Below are 13,765 nucleotides of genomic sequence, written 5' to 3'. Positions count from 1 at the left end.
AAGCTCCTGCTGACCGCGCCCGCTCACCGCAGCCGCAGCGCCTCCCGCACCGTCCTGAACAGGTCGGTCTGGTTGGTCACGCCCAGTACGCGGTACGCCTGCGGGCCCTGTGCCGCGATCCGGACCTGCGTGCCGGTGTGCTCCTGCGAGGCGCCCGGCGTGTTCGTCGAGTAGTTGACCTTCAGCTGCTGGCCCTCGTCGGTGACCAGCGTGGAGGAGAGGCCCGGAGGCTGCGCGTCCAGGGGCACGATCTGGCTGGTGTGCGCGTGGTCGGCGGTGGTGACGACCAGGGTGTCGGGGTGCTTGGCGGCGTAGTCGCGGGCGACCTTCACGGCGCGGTCGAACGCGGCCGTCTCGCCGATCTGACCGCACGGGTCGGCGGCGTGGTCCTGCTTGTCGATGGACGCGCCCTCGACCTGGAGGAAGAAGCCCTGCTTGCTCTTGGCGCCCTTCTGCTTCGCCTCGAGGAGCTTGATGGCCTTGGTGGCCTGCGCGTCGAGGGCGGGGGTGCCGGCCGGGCGGCCCGGGTTGGAGGTGGTGCAGCGCTGCGGGTCCGTACCGCCCTTGGCGGCCGCCTTGCCGGTCCACTCGACCGGTACGTTGCCGGGGGCGAAGAGGCCGAGGACGGGCTTGCCGTGCTTGACGGACTTGACCGCCTTCAGCTCCCGGTCGTTGGTGACGATCCGGTACCCGAGCTTCTTCGCCTGCTCGGCGACGGTGAGGCCCTTGTACTTGCCGTCGGTGACCTTCTGGTCGAAGCGCTGCTTGCCGCCGCCGAGGAGAACGTCGACCTTGTGGTTCACGCTCTGCTCGGCGATGGACCCCGGCCCGCCCTTGGCGATGGTGTCCGTCGGGCACTTGGCCATGTCCGCGGGCCCCTGGCAGCTGCGGTCGGTGGCGTGCGAGGCGAGGACGGCGGGGGTGGCGTCCGTGAGCTCGGCGGTGGTGACGGAGCCGGTCGCGTACCCCTTCTTCTGGGCCAGTTCGAGGATCGTCGGCACGGCCTTGTCGCTGCCCGGCGTCTTCGAGATGCGCCCGTTGACGGTCTTCACGCCGGTGGCCCAGCCGGAACCGCTGGCCGCGGAGTCGGTGACGTAGTCGGGCGAGCCGTCCTTGTGCACCGCGTACGTCGTGTAGGCGCCGGTCAGCGGGAACTTGTCCATGTTGAGGCGGCCGTTGGCGCCCACCGTGTAGTCCCGGGCGAGGGTGATCTCGGAGTCGCCCATGCCGTCGCCGATGAGCAGGATGACGTTCTTCGCCTTCCCGCCCTTGACCGCCCGCCGGGCCTGGTCCTCGGTGTCGGATGCGCCGGCCGTGGCGGTGACGGTCACGGCCACGGCGGTGGCGGCGACCACGGCAGCGGTGGCGGCGGTCAGGCGACGACGGGACAGACGCGGTCTGGCCATGCGGAACTCCTCAAAACGTCCTTGTACGGTGCAGCCACCTCACCAGCGCCACATGAACCGCACGGGACGTGTCGATGCCTTTCCGATGTCGTGGGGGCGACGTCAAACAGAGCTCGGGGCGATACCAGCCGCGAATCGGGCGATTGCCTCCCGCAGTGGCTCCGCCGCGTCCTTCGGTGCGGCACGCGTGTCCAGGCCCAGCACCTCGATGAACCCCAGGCGCCCTCGCGGGCCATTGACCCGCAGCAGTCTCCGGGTGTGACCCTCCGGTGAGGGGTGGACCACCAGGGCGAGTGGGGCATTCGGTTCGGTGTATCCGGCGATGTAGGTGAGGAGCTGATGCCGGTCCGTGGAGGAGACGTTCTCCTCCACATACTCCTTGTACTTCGCGTCCACAACCAGGTAACGCGTCGTGGTGGTCTCACCGCCCGTCGGCGGGAACGCCAGCAGCACATCCGGCCTGAACGACGGGGTTCTGTCGTTGAGGCCGCCAGAGGTTTTGATCGCGCCCTCGTTCAGCCGCGCCCCTCTGCCGCCCAGGCCCGCGGCCGCCTCGACGGCCATCCGCCGGACGACGTTCTCCCACAGGACGTTCAAATTGAGCAGCAGGCTCTTCGCCCCGAAACCATGAGGTTCGAGAAGGTCGGTCACCCCGCCGCCGCTGAGCACCATCCGGGCCCAGGCGTGCGCGGCCCGGTAGTGGCTGTTGAGCCGGGTGTACCGGGCGCGTGCGAGGAGGGGGAGCGCGTCGAGCGGCCGCCGCAGAGGCGGGAAGCGCGATGCGGCCTCCAGCAGCCATGTCGCTTGTGTCACGTCCGTGCACTGCTGGGCGGCGAGCGTCAGAGCGGCTCCGCACACCTGGTTCTCCCAGCCACCGTCCTCGTACTCGAAGGTCTGGACGTGGAGCCGGTCGACCGCGCCGTAGCAGCGGGTCGCCTGTGCCTCCACGTCGAGGCGCCCCCGCAGGGCTGTGTCCACGCGGTTCCGGCGTACGTAATCCCTGCGCAGGCCACGCCGCAGCAACAGGCGGCACTCGTGCAGCAGCGCGGCAGGCACGAGCCCCGCGTACCCGTCCCGCCCGATGGGCCAGTTCCGCAGCGTCCCGTCCGGCTCGCGGCGGTCATTGGCGTAGCAAAGCCAGTCGATCAGGCGAGTGCCCTCGATCTGGAATTTGGGCTGCAACACCAGCCGTATCCGGTCGAGCTGGAGCACACCGGTGATCGCCCGCGCCTTGAGGACATACCCGGTGCGGCCCTCGGTCAGGGTGATCATTCTGATCGTGCGGAGTTTGTCCAAGTCATCCCCGTACAGCTTGGAGCGTGGGACGAGGACGGATTCGTACTCCCGGAGGATCACTTCGTGCCGCCCGGTGGAGTCCTGCCCCACCTGGCCGCTCCCTGCCTCGGGAGCATCCGCCCGCCTCACCCGCGAACTCCGAGCCCCTCGCCCCCGGCTGCGTCGTCGGCGCCCACGAACTCGTCGGCCAGTATTCCGGGCAGATCTCGCGGGTTGGTCTGCACGACCCGGCCTGTCCGGTCGTTCACCAGCGAGCCCAGTACGCTCCTCAGCAGCTCGGGTTGTCCCAGACAGTAGTCGGCGATCAGCGGCACGATCTCGTGGTGGAAGGCGTTGGAGAGCTGCTCGGCGGTGGCGAGGGGCCGGTCACCGACGAGCAGACAGGCCTGGCCCAGCAGATGGTCCGGCCCGAAGGCGTCGTCGAGCTTGGCGTTGAGGCCCTGCAGGAAGTCGGCGAGCCCGAGTCCTTCCACCTCACCGTCGAGAACGTCCAGGTCCGGCGGTACGTCGACGAAGGCGAATCTGCGCCGGATCGCGGCATCGATGTGCCCTACGCTCCGGTCGGCGGAGTTCATGGTGCCGATGATGCGCACGTTGGCCGGTACGGTCTGCTGCCGTCCACTGGTGGGCAACGTGATGGATACGGCGTCCCGCTTGTCGAGCTCTAGGAGGGTGATCAGCTCGCCGAGGATTCTGGGCAGATCACCTCGGTTGATCTCGTCCACGACGATCAGGAAGACATCGTCGGGAGCCTTCGCGGCCGCTGCGCACACCCGGCGGAACAGCCCATCCGTCATCTTCAGGTTGAGCCCGGCCCCGTCCGCCGCAGGGTCCGGCTTGAAGCCTTCCACGAAGTCCTCGTACCCGTAGGACGGATGGAAGGTCACCAGGGTGAGACGGGCTGCCGTGGCGCCCGCGGGAACCCTGGACAACTCGGTGAGGGCCTGCGCGCGTTCCTCCGGTGGCGCCTCGATCCGATCACGCTGGCCCGCCATGGCGAGCGCGACGCTGAGCGCCAGCCGCGTCTTGCCGGTCCCGGGCGGTCCTTGCAGCACGACCTGCCCCTTGTGGTCGAGGAGGGCCCTTACTTTGGCCACCAGGTCGGGAAGTTCGATGTCGGGATCGACGAGGGTGTCGGCACCGCTCATCGCCTTACGGGTCCCGGCGGCTCCTGCGGTGCCCTTGGCTTCGGCTACTCCGGCGGTAGCCTGGACTTCGACGCGGCCCGCTCCGCGTCCGTCCCGGATCTCCCGCCACAGGGTCGCCGGGACCTTGGCGAGCGTCTGCTGCCAGGCGTGTCGCGGCGCGTCGAAGGTCTGGGCGTACGAGGTGTCCCAGTCCACGCTGACGGTGTGCCGGTGTCCGTCCAGATCCGGATCGTAGGAGTAGCCGTCGGCGACGGTGCCCACCGCCAGTACTTCGGACTTTCCCCGGTTGGCGACGATCAGGTCACCGGGCTCCAGATCACGGAAGGCGAGTAGCTGTCGGGCGAGCCGGAGGTTCCCGCCGGTGCTGTACGGCCAGTGATGGTCCAGCACTTCTTTGAGCTCTTGGTCGCTCTCGTACTGGCCGAGGCTCTGGACCTCGTCCCAGGCGATCCGGATGCGTCGGTTCGCGAGACAGTCTTCCCAGAGCGTGGCGCGCTGACCGGGTGCGACCTTCCAGATCGCCCGGTCCCTCGGCCGCGGATCGTGGAAGGTGTACAGGAACTGCATGATCTCGTGCGGCGGCCACGACCTGAACTCCGGTACTTTCCAGAGGAGTTCGAGCAGCTCCCGGTTGGCTCGCCAGGTCCGCACACCGGAGGAGTACTGGTGTGGGCGCCCGCCCAGGAGCGCGGTGAAGTGGCGCACGTGCGAGGCGGAGAAGATCGGCAGGAATTGTCCGGGGCAGTAGATCGCCAGAGCCTTGGTTGTCAGTGCTTGACCGTACGAGAGTGACTCCAACTCATCGATCAGCTCGTACGACCTGTCAGCGGCTGCCTGGAAGGCAGTCACGAACTCGGCGCGTACCTCGGCCCAGGCCTCGTGCACGCCCAACGCGCGCAACGAGCTCGGCACGACCCGCCACTCGCCCGTCCGGTGCTGGTACACGATGTGCTTGGCCGCGCTGCCGCCCCGGATGCTGCCGATCGTGTTGGTGCCGTACTCCAGTAGACGGCAGAAAGAGTGCGTGGGCCCGCCGTGGGATGCCGGCCCCAGCGCATACCGTTCCAGCGTCAGCTCATCCCAGCTGCCCAGCGGAAATTCGGTCAGCACCCGTTGTCGTTCGGCCTCCGCCCGGGCAGCGGCTTGTGCGGCCGCATTACGATCGAAGCTCGCCACGCGCTCCGCGAGGCCGTCCCAGAACTCCCCACCCTCAGCCATGCGGTCATTGTTGCGTACGGGGTCGGCCGGGGATGGGCGGCCTGCGACTGCTGCAGCGGCCCAGCTTGCGGCCCTCGCCCACGGCCACCGGGCGGCGTGCCGGGTCTGACATACCCCGGCACACCGCCCATCTGGCGTGCGCGCCCCGACGCCCTCCCCCGTTCCTTCAGGGGCGCAGTGGCGGACACTGGCGGCGGTCCCCCGACCGCGCCGCCACATACGAGTGTTCCCGACGCCTCACCCCGCGTCCTTGACCCGGAGCGCACTCCCGTTGACCGCCAGCGCACTCCCGTCGCCGAGCAGCGCGCGCGTGCGGGCCTCGCTGGGCGTGAGCCCGTACGCGGCGCGGAAGGCGCGGGTGAAGACGGCGGGCTGGCTGAAACCCCAGCGGGCGGCGATCGCGCCGACGGGCACGGTGGCCAGATCCGGGTTGGCCAGCGCCCGGCGGCAGCGCTCCAGGCGCAGCTGCCGTATCCAGGAGGAGACCGTCAGGCCCTGGTCCTGGAAGAGCCGGTGCAGATAGCGGGTGGAGATGTGGTGCGCGGCGGCGATGCTGTCCGGGCTCAGCGCGGGGTCGCCCAGATTCCGCCGTACGTGGCTCTGCACCCGTAGCAGCAGCGTCCGCCGACGGCTCTCGGCAGGCAACTCCCTTTCCCGGTCCAGATGTTGGGCGGCGAGATGCCCCACGAGGTCGACGAGCGTGTGCGAGAGCCGGTCCGAAGCGGCGCTCGTATCCCCGAACTGCCCGACGTCGTCCATCACTTGCCGCATGAAGTGCGCGAGCAGCGACCCGAACCCCTCGCCGGCGGACATCGGCACGGCGACGAGGGAGGCGATCCGGTCGGCCGGGAGCGGCAGCAGTTGCACGGGCAACATGGCCACGATGCTTTCGGTTGCGGCGCCACTGTCGTCCCCACGCCGCATCCACCCCTCGAACGGCGACGACGAGTCGTACAGAAGGATGTTGCCCGCCCCGAACCGCACGTTCCGCCCGGCCTGCTCGAAGCCGCTGGTCCCCCGCAACGTGAGGGAGACCTGGAGACTTCCGGGATCGCCCCTACGGATGTGCCGGGCCGTGCGGCGCACTTCGGAGGACGGATACGCCATGGTGGTCAGCGTCGCCGCGCCGAGGTTCACGTGGTCGACCGCCACGGGAAAATCCTCGGTGCAGTCGCTGCGCAGGGTGGTCGCGATCGGCGACGCGGACTTCAGCCCGTGCCACCAGTCGAACCGTTCTTCCGGGGGAACGGCCTCGCTGGACAGGCTCGCTCGGATCATCCTGACCCCTCTTCTCCACCCGCTCGTACGTCCCCCCTCGCCCCGTTCCGGCTCCTCCCCTGAACCCCTCAGAAATGCTCCCCGGGCACCCCTAATGGCCGACGCTAGCGGAGATCGGCCACGCGTTCGGAGGGGGTGGACGACTCTCGGATACGCGGTGGGGCGGGCGGACGGGGGCGGACACGAGGGGTCACCGGGCAAGGCGGGCGGGGGTTGCGCTGCGGGGGCGCGGGGCGTGGGGGCCGGCCCTCGCGCGGCGTGGGCAACACGCACCGTGTTGGCTTGAACTGTGCGGTGGGGAGCGCGAGTTGACGCCCACTCCTCCTGTCGCATCGCCGCCCCCACGTATCCGTTCCGCTAGGAGGATCCACTCCCGGAAGCCTGCCCGCACCCCTTGATGTCATCGAGGTCGGTGCCCTTGAAGAGGCTCGACGTCTTCCCGAAGGCGGCCACGACCTTGCCCTTGCCGTGGCCGGTGTCCCAATACCCTCCGCTACGGAGCGAGTCCAGAGAACGGGTCCACGGCGCACCGGACGCATCCTTGAAGGAGACCTCGATACCGACGCGCGCTTCCCCTCGTGCCAGCAGATCCCGCTGCTTCCGCGCGGCAGCCGCGGACGCGTCGCCCCGCGGCAGCCCCTTCACCAGATGGGCGACGGGAATCTGGACGCGCATGCACGGCGGCAGGGTGCCGAGGTCGAAATAGCCGGGAGCGCGCACGGCTCCCGAGGCCGGTAGGAGGCGGAGCCACATGTTGTAGGCGGGGTCGGAGGACCGATTGCTGACGAACACCGCGCTTCCCAGGCTCCCGACCCACAGCCCGACCTGGGACGCCTGGGCCCGCTCGGACGACTCCCGTTTGGCGGCGTCCTCGTCGCGGACCTGCAGCATGGAGTAGGCGGAGAAGAAGAGCCCGGCGGCGACGGAGACGATCGCGGCGAAGTGCCCGAGCGTCTCCAGGCGCCGCGGCAGTGTGCCTTGCCCGCTCCCAGGGCTCGCCTGCCCATCGGACCCGGATCCCGAGCTCGATGGGGCGCCGCCCCTGCCCTCGCCGCTCGTCAACGCGCGCTCACCGCCCGTAAGTTGAGAAGAGGAGAATCATGCTGCCCCGCAGCGCCCTACGTCTCGCCCCTCACGTACTCGGACCACTCCTGTGGGTGAACGCGCCCCGGCCCCCGGCCCCCGGACCTCAGCCCCTCAGTCGGTGGCCGTCGGCTCGGTGGCCCCGGCGGCCCCGGCGGACCCGGCCGACCCGGCGGCCTCGCGGCGGTACTTCGCGTTGATCTGCTGCGCCTCCTCGAGTTGGTCCTCGAGGATGACGATCCGGCAGGCGGCCTCGACCGGGGTGCCCTGGTCGACGAGTTCGCGTGCGCGGGCCGCGATCCGCAGCTGGTAGCGGGAGTAGCGCCGGTGGCCGCCCTCGGAGCGAAGCGGCGTGATCAACCGCGCCTCGCCGATGGCGCGCAGGAACCCGGGAGTGGCGCCGATCATCTCTGCGGCTCGGCCCATCGTGTACGCGGGGTAGTCGTCGTCATCGAGACGGCCCGGCAGATCGTCTGCTGTCATCTCACCTCTCTGCATCTCTGTGGATCTCTCTGGATCTGTGGATCTCTGTGGAACGCGTCGGGGGCACAGCATGGAGGGGCCCTGGTGCCGTACGGCACCAGGGCCCCGAAGGAACTGCAACCATCTGCCGACCCTAATACCGCGTCGGCCTTCTGTGTCCGCACGACCGTCCTCTGTAGCGACGGGAGTGCGCGGATCGCGGATGCGTGACCGGAGACCACCTCACTATCGATGTCCTGCGGTACCCGGGATCAGTGTTCTCGCCCGGGCGATCCTGATGGCGCTCAATTCCTCCGTTCTTCCCTCATCTACCTATCTGTACTGCTCTCTACTGCGGACTACGTACTGCTTGCGGCGGCCCCTGATCACTGCGGGCCACCCGGTCCGGCGGTCAGCCCCGTCGCCGTCACACGACAACCCTGGCTTCGACGCTCCACCGCCGCACCGTTGTGCGGGTACTGCTTGCACTTTGTACTGCTTGCCCGGCAGTTCGTGTCTACCGGGCCCTGCTCGATCTCCGTACGACAGAAACCATAACCACACGAGGGCCGGATGTCTACCTCGGTGGGAATAGATTTTTGAGCTCTCGTCGATGAGGTATTCGACCGTGCTGGCCTAGGGATGCGAAGCGGAGCCCCAGGACGCCAGGACGCAGAGAGGGTCCGACCGGCGTACACCGGTCGGACCCTTGGACCTACTACCTGCTCTGCTCTGCTCCCGTCAGCGGGCGAGCGCAAGGCCCTCCGACTGCTCGCAGCCGCTGTCACCGTCACCGTCGCTGATGTCCCGCAGGCGTACGCGGTCCGTGTAGGCGGAGCCATCACGGACGGCGATGAGCCGCTCCCGGGTGACCACATCGGTGCGCTTGCCGTCCTCGTTGCAGACGAGCAGGTGGTCGACGCGGGCGCCGGCCATGACGGACAGGGCGACCTCGACCGTCATGTCGGCCCAGACCTGCGGCCCGGCTTCCCGCACGATGTCGTACGGCGCTGCGGGCGCGGGGACGGTGCTCATCGAGCGGGCCGGTATCGGAACCAGCGTCAAAGGTGCCTCCTGCAGAGATGGGTCAGCTTCCTGATCCGGTGTGTTGCTGATCCGGCGTGTTCACGCGAGCCCGTGAAGCCTCCGGAAAGGCTCTGGGCCGCCATACGGCTAGGCCGCCGTGCTGCCCGCGGAGAGCTGCCGCGGCGCCTGCGACGCCGACGACGTACGCCGCGTCGCGGAAGCGGGGCGGCGACGGCCGCGCGACGTGCCGCCGCGCTTGGGGCGCTCGACCACCGGTGCGGTGATGACGACGGGGACCCCCGAGGGAGCCTGGGCGCCGGTGATGCGGTGCAGTTCCGGCTCGCCGGAGCGGACCTGCGTGACCTGCGGGCGGATGCCGGCGTCCGACATGAGGCGGACCATGCCGCGACGCTGGCTCGGGGTGACCAGCGTGACGACGCTCCCGGACTCACCGGCGCGGGCGGTACGGCCGCCGCGGTGCAGGTAGTCCTTATGGTCGGTCGGCGGGTCGACGTTGACGACGAGGTCGAGGTTGTCCACGTGGATGCCGCGGGCGGCGACGTTCGTGGCGACGAGCACGGTGACGTGCCCGGACTTGAACTGCGTCAGGGTGCGGTTGCGCTGGGGCTGGGACTTCCCGCCGTGCAGCGCGGCGGCCCGCACGCCGCTGTCGAGCAGGTCCTGGGTCAGCCGGTCGACGGCGTGCTTGGTGTCCAGGAACATGATCACGCGGCCGTCGCGGGCGGCGATCTCGGTGGTGGCCGTGTGCTTGTCGGCGCCATGGACGTGCAGGACGTGGTGCTCCATCGTCGTGACCGCGCCCGCCGAGGGATCGACGGAGTGGACGACGGGGTCGGTGAGGTAACGGCGCACCAGGAGGTCGACGTTGCGGTCCAGGGTGGCGGAGAAGAGCATCCGCTGCCCCTCGGGCCGCACCTGGTCGAGGAGGGCGGTGACCTGCGGCATGAAGCCCATGTCCGCCATCTGGTCGGCCTCGTCCAGGACGGTGATGCCCACCTGGTTCAGGCGGCAGTCGCCACGGTCGATGAGGTCCTTGAGCCGGCCCGGGGTCGCGACGACGACCTCGGCCCCGCCGCGCAGCGCGTTGGACTGCCGTCCGATCGACATCCCGCCCACGACCGTGGTCAGGCGAAGGCGGACGGAACGGGCGTACGGGGTGAGCGCGTCGGTCACCTGCTGCGCGAGCTCGCGGGTGGGGACGAGGATCAGCCCCAGCGGCTGGCGGGGTTCGGCGCGCTGACCGGCCGTCCGGGAGAGCAGGGCGAGGCCGAAGGCGAGCGTCTTGCCGGAGCCGGTCCGCCCGCGGCCGAGGACGTCACGGCCCGCGAGGGAGTTCGGCAGCGTCGCGCCCTGGATCGGGAAGGGAACGGCCACACCCTGCCTGCCGAGCTCGGCGAGGAGGGGCGTCGGCATGCCGAGGTCGGCGAAGTCCTCCACGGCGGGAAGAGCCGGGGTGACGGTCTTGGGGAGAGCGAACTCCCCCTGCAGGGCGGCGGGTCGACGACCGCCACCCCCGGACCGGCGCGGCGCCGCCGACCCGAAACGACCACCACTCCTCCCGGCATCGGCATTGCCACTGCGGGTGCGGGCGTAACGGTCGTTCGTACGTGTGCGGTTCATGCGGGAACCTTCCTCGATGCGGCGCATATCAAGGAATTCCCGCAGCGTTGAACGCGCAGAGAATCACGAGAATGGACCGAAGCTGAAAAAATAAAGCGAAAGCGAAATGGGTGCAGGGAATGGAGCGGGAGCGTTGAGGGCGGCGGAACTCCGCCGAACGACACGCGCCCACAGGTGAACGCGCTCCGAAATCTCCAGTAGCACTCCACTGCGGGAAATGCATATGAATACAGCTGGGGCCCGCACCCCGAAGGATGCGGGCCCCAGCTGCAAGTGCGCGTGAGCGTCAGGCGGGAACGATGTTCTCGGCCGTCGGGCCCTTCTGGCCCTGCGCGATGTCGAAGCTCACCTTCTGGCCTTCGAGCAGCTCACGGAAGCCCTGGGCGGCGATGTTCGAGTAGTGGGCGAACACGTCGGGGCCGCCACCGTCCTGCTCGATGAAGCCGAAGCCCTTTTCCGCGTTGAACCACTTCACGGTGCCATTAGCCATGTCTATCTCCCTTGGGGCAGTACATCGGCATCCGCACTGTACGGACACCGTGTCGCCGCGATGATCTCCCCGCCGGAAATGACCGGTAATGAAAAAAGTGCACCCGTCACAAAATGAGATCCGGGGGCACTTGAAGTTTCGGGAACCACAACTGCAACTGTGAAGACAGTAGCACGACTTGGCGGCCCGCGTATCGAAATAATTCCACTCAGCCCGTTACGCCAAAAAGCCTTCCCGCCCGGCCCATTAAACCCTCACTCGGCGAACGCAGAAAAAGTCCCTGCGGGGTTGCCGTCGAGTCGCTGGGGACGGCATGAACTACATGGCCGAGGGCGATGCGGCCGGTGGTCGCGCGCAGGTCGACGGCCTGGAGGCCAAGGAGGAGAAGGCCGGTCAGGGTGTCTCCGCACGGCTCGGGGCGTCGGTGCGGCGGGTGCTGGTTCGTCGGCGGCGGTATCTGCTCGACGGTCGGCCGGTGGAGTTAGCCGTCTCCTACCTTCCGCTCGACATCGCGCGCGGCACACGGATCGCCGACCCCGACCCCGGACCCGGCGGCATCTACGCCCGCCTCGAAGAGCTGGGGCACCGTCTCGATCACTTCGATGAGGAGATCCGTGCGCGGATGCCCTCACCGGTCGAGGCGCGGACGCTCCAGCTGGGGTCCGGCGTGCCGGTCATCCACCTCGTCCGGACCGCGTTCGACACCCAGGGGCGGGCCGTCGAAGTCTGCGACACGGTCATGTCGGCGGACGCCTACGTACTGGCGTACCGACTCCCCGCCACCTGATCCCGGAGAATCCCGTACCCGCCCGCCAGCCCGTCGCGCCCGCGCAAAGCAAAAGGCCCAGGTCGTCCGACCTGGGCCTCAACTATGAAGAGCTATGGAGCGGGTGACGTATCGAACTCGCACTCTCAGCCTGGGGAGCTGCGAGCATTTGGAGCCAGCTCGGGCACTGACCGGGACGAACGTACGCCCCCTGCTCCCTGCCGGTTCGGCCGCGTTCTACCGTGGTTCGCCGCTGTTCCCTGCTCGTTCTGGTGCGCCAGTGGTGCAGCGCTGCGGCGCCCAGGCGGTGATCAGCAGGGCGCGCGCCATTCATCGAGCCGGACCTTGACCTGACAGTTGTGGTCCGCGTGCCAGATCACCTCGCCAGCGACGGTGGCACCCAAGGCAGGCAGCTCCCTGCTGAGAGGCATAACGGTGATCTCGGCAAGGCCGAATGCGTTCGGCACGCCATCGAGGAGGAGGAAGACGCCAAACGGTTGCCGGCCAACGACTCGTCCGCTGACACGAGATCCAAGGGGTAGTGCCGCGACCGTTGCCGGCCAGCACTGTCCTATGACATCCGAGGCCGGGAGCAACGAGCGGTCCGGCCAACTGAACTCGGGCATGGGTCAATCATGGTCAGAGCGACGATCGTTGTCGACAGGAGGACGCAATGCCTCCCCGCTCGGCCACGACAGCGGATCGGATCGTTTCCGGCACGCTCACCTCGTGCAGGTATAGCCAGTCGGCGAAGGCTTGCGTGACGCCACGTTCCGTGGAGCTGGGCTCCGTGGTCTTGGTCGGTGCAGGTTGTGAGGACCGCGGTGCGGTGGGTGCGTTCGTCAGGCGTGTGTCGCTGGTCTCCCGCGTGGGAGCTTGCGGTCCTCCAGAAGGCGCGGGAAGGGGGGAACCCCAGGCTCGCTCTGTGAGCTCACCCCAGACACCAGGGGCAACGGTTCGCGGGTCTACGCCCTCGCTGGGTGCCGTGGTCTTGTAGACACCCTCTAGGTGTTCGGATCGGTCATGGTCTTTCACCCAGAAGATGCGCCTGGTGAACTTCCCGGTCGATTCGTTGCTCGGAGCGTCGGCTTTGAGGACCTAGTTCCCGACTCGACGACCGGTCCCCCGCCAAGGAACCGGGCGTCTCCGTGTGCTGGCGTCAGTGGTGCTGGACTCACGCACGTAGTCGAATTCGCCGATGTCCTCGGTCCAGACGATGCGCTCCTCGTGGCGAATGTCCTCTGGGTCCTTACTCATATGCCCCCCTGGGTGTCTGCTGTCGTGCAGTGAAGTGGCTGGTCGAGGCGGGTGAGGATCGGTGCGTTACGACTTGTGGCGCCTTTCGGCACTGTGCAGATGCTGGCGGAACTGTTCACTCAACAGCCGGAGCGGAGTGTCTGGGCCGAGTCGCCGCAGGGACTCGCGACCTCGCATGTGATCAGGCCCGCCTTGGCGGGAGAGGTACAGACCGACGTGGTCGATGCCGAACTGGTCGTCATAGTCGAGGAGCAGGTGCCCGATACCCGGCTGGCGAGCTGGTAGATCTCGTCGTGGCCCAGGCGGCGGGCGGAACGCCTGGCCCTGGAGATCAGACAAAGAGAAGTTGATCCGTAACCGCCAGGTTCGGGAATACCTGAATGTCCATCTTGCCGGCGCACTCACCCATCTGGAATTCGATCGAGACGTATGTGGAGCGCGAACTGGAGTGAAGCACCATACGAGTCGCGCCCTCGCGGAAGATGTCCAGGATCTCCTCGCCGCTGCTGTTCTTCCAGCGGACCCTCACTGACCTGGCGAGTGCGTCGTAAGAGAGGAGCATCTGCTCGTCCCCCTCGCCCTGCAAGGTGAGCACCCGGGCTTCGCTGTCCTCCTCGGACTCGGGCCACTCGCCAATCGTTTCGAGGACTTCCTGGTCGTCCGGGACGACGAACTCTTGGTACATGACTTCTCC

General features: G+C 68.4%; 12 protein-coding genes and 2 pseudogenes. 2 read left to right on the top strand and 12 right to left on the bottom strand.

Annotation, left to right across the window (positions count from 1 at the left end):
• Nucleotides 1-23 precede the first annotated feature (23 nt).
• The 9 genes from phoA to ACZ69I_RS31935 form a co-directional block, all read right to left on the bottom strand.
• The gene (gene phoA, locus ACZ69I_RS31975) at nucleotides 24-1,406 is read right to left on the bottom strand and encodes an alkaline phosphatase (RefSeq protein ID WP_470836071.1); all 1,383 of its coding nucleotides are present in this window, start codon (nucleotides 1,404-1,406) and stop codon (nucleotides 24-26) included.
• 102 nt (nucleotides 1,407-1,508) lie between these two features.
• Entirely contained in the window at nucleotides 1,509-2,792 is a 1,284-nt protein-coding gene (locus tag ACZ69I_RS31970) for a 5-methylcytosine restriction system specificity protein McrC (RefSeq protein ID WP_470836070.1), read from the bottom strand.
• A 35-nt stretch (nucleotides 2,793-2,827) separates the two neighbouring features.
• On the bottom strand, nucleotides 2,828-5,068 hold the full coding sequence (locus ACZ69I_RS31965) for an McrB family protein (protein ID WP_470836069.1): 2,241 nt from the start codon (nucleotides 5,066-5,068) through the stop codon (nucleotides 2,828-2,830).
• A gap of 237 nt (nucleotides 5,069-5,305) precedes the next feature.
• Nucleotides 5,306-6,346 carry a helix-turn-helix domain-containing protein gene (locus ACZ69I_RS31960; protein ID WP_470836067.1) on the bottom strand — a complete coding sequence of 347 codons (1,041 nt, stop codon included), beginning with the start codon at nucleotides 6,344-6,346 and terminating at the stop codon, nucleotides 5,306-5,308.
• A gap of 357 nt (nucleotides 6,347-6,703) precedes the next feature.
• Nucleotides 6,704-7,408, bottom strand: a complete 705-nt coding sequence (locus ACZ69I_RS31955; protein ID WP_470836066.1) for a hypothetical protein — start codon at nucleotides 7,406-7,408, stop codon at nucleotides 6,704-6,706.
• Nucleotides 7,409-7,543: 135 nt separating this feature from the next.
• Complete coding sequence (locus tag ACZ69I_RS31950) at nucleotides 7,544-7,912, bottom strand: MerR family transcriptional regulator (RefSeq protein ID WP_470836064.1); 369 nt, start codon at nucleotides 7,910-7,912, stop codon at nucleotides 7,544-7,546.
• A 720-nt stretch (nucleotides 7,913-8,632) separates the two neighbouring features.
• On the bottom strand, nucleotides 8,633-8,956 hold the full coding sequence (locus ACZ69I_RS31945; protein WP_467674425.1) for a CBS domain-containing protein: 324 nt from the start codon (nucleotides 8,954-8,956) through the stop codon (nucleotides 8,633-8,635).
• Nucleotides 8,957-9,064: 108 nt separating this feature from the next.
• Nucleotides 9,065-10,558, bottom strand: coding sequence for a DEAD/DEAH box helicase (locus ACZ69I_RS31940; RefSeq protein ID WP_467674423.1), 1,494 nt, complete (start codon nucleotides 10,556-10,558; stop codon nucleotides 9,065-9,067).
• Nucleotides 10,559-10,844: 286 nt separating this feature from the next.
• Entirely contained in the window at nucleotides 10,845-11,048 is a 204-nt protein-coding gene (locus ACZ69I_RS31935; protein ID WP_383781634.1) for a cold-shock protein, read from the bottom strand.
• A gap of 319 nt (nucleotides 11,049-11,367) precedes the next feature.
• Here ACZ69I_RS31935 and ACZ69I_RS31930 point away from each other — a divergent pair.
• Nucleotides 11,368-11,835 (top strand): annotated as a pseudogene (locus ACZ69I_RS31930) (GntR family transcriptional regulator); the annotation flags it as partial.
• Nucleotides 11,836-12,125: 290 nt separating this feature from the next.
• Here the strand turns inward: ACZ69I_RS31930 and ACZ69I_RS31925 are convergent.
• Nucleotides 12,126-12,440, bottom strand: a complete 315-nt coding sequence (locus ACZ69I_RS31925) for a S1 domain-containing protein (protein WP_470836062.1) — start codon at nucleotides 12,438-12,440, stop codon at nucleotides 12,126-12,128.
• 13 nt (nucleotides 12,441-12,453) lie between these two features.
• Nucleotides 12,454-13,071: pseudogene (locus ACZ69I_RS31920) on the bottom strand (DUF6009 family protein).
• A 99-nt stretch (nucleotides 13,072-13,170) separates the two neighbouring features.
• Here ACZ69I_RS31920 and ACZ69I_RS31915 point away from each other — a divergent pair.
• Nucleotides 13,171-13,356 carry a hypothetical protein gene (locus ACZ69I_RS31915; RefSeq protein WP_470836061.1) on the top strand — a complete coding sequence of 62 codons (186 nt, stop codon included), beginning with the start codon at nucleotides 13,171-13,173 and terminating at the stop codon, nucleotides 13,354-13,356.
• Nucleotides 13,357-13,402: 46 nt separating this feature from the next.
• Here the strand turns inward: ACZ69I_RS31915 and ACZ69I_RS31910 are convergent, their stop codons facing one another.
• Nucleotides 13,403-13,756: a hypothetical protein gene (locus tag ACZ69I_RS31910; RefSeq protein WP_470836059.1), complete on the bottom strand. Its 354-nt coding sequence runs from the start codon at nucleotides 13,754-13,756 to the stop codon at nucleotides 13,403-13,405.
• Nucleotides 13,757-13,765 lie beyond the last annotated feature (9 nt).

The organism is Streptomyces sp. NPDC036815 (assembly GCF_055609205.1).
Note: the sequence above shows the minus strand (reverse complement) of the source record. Positions and strands in the feature narration are given on the sequence as shown.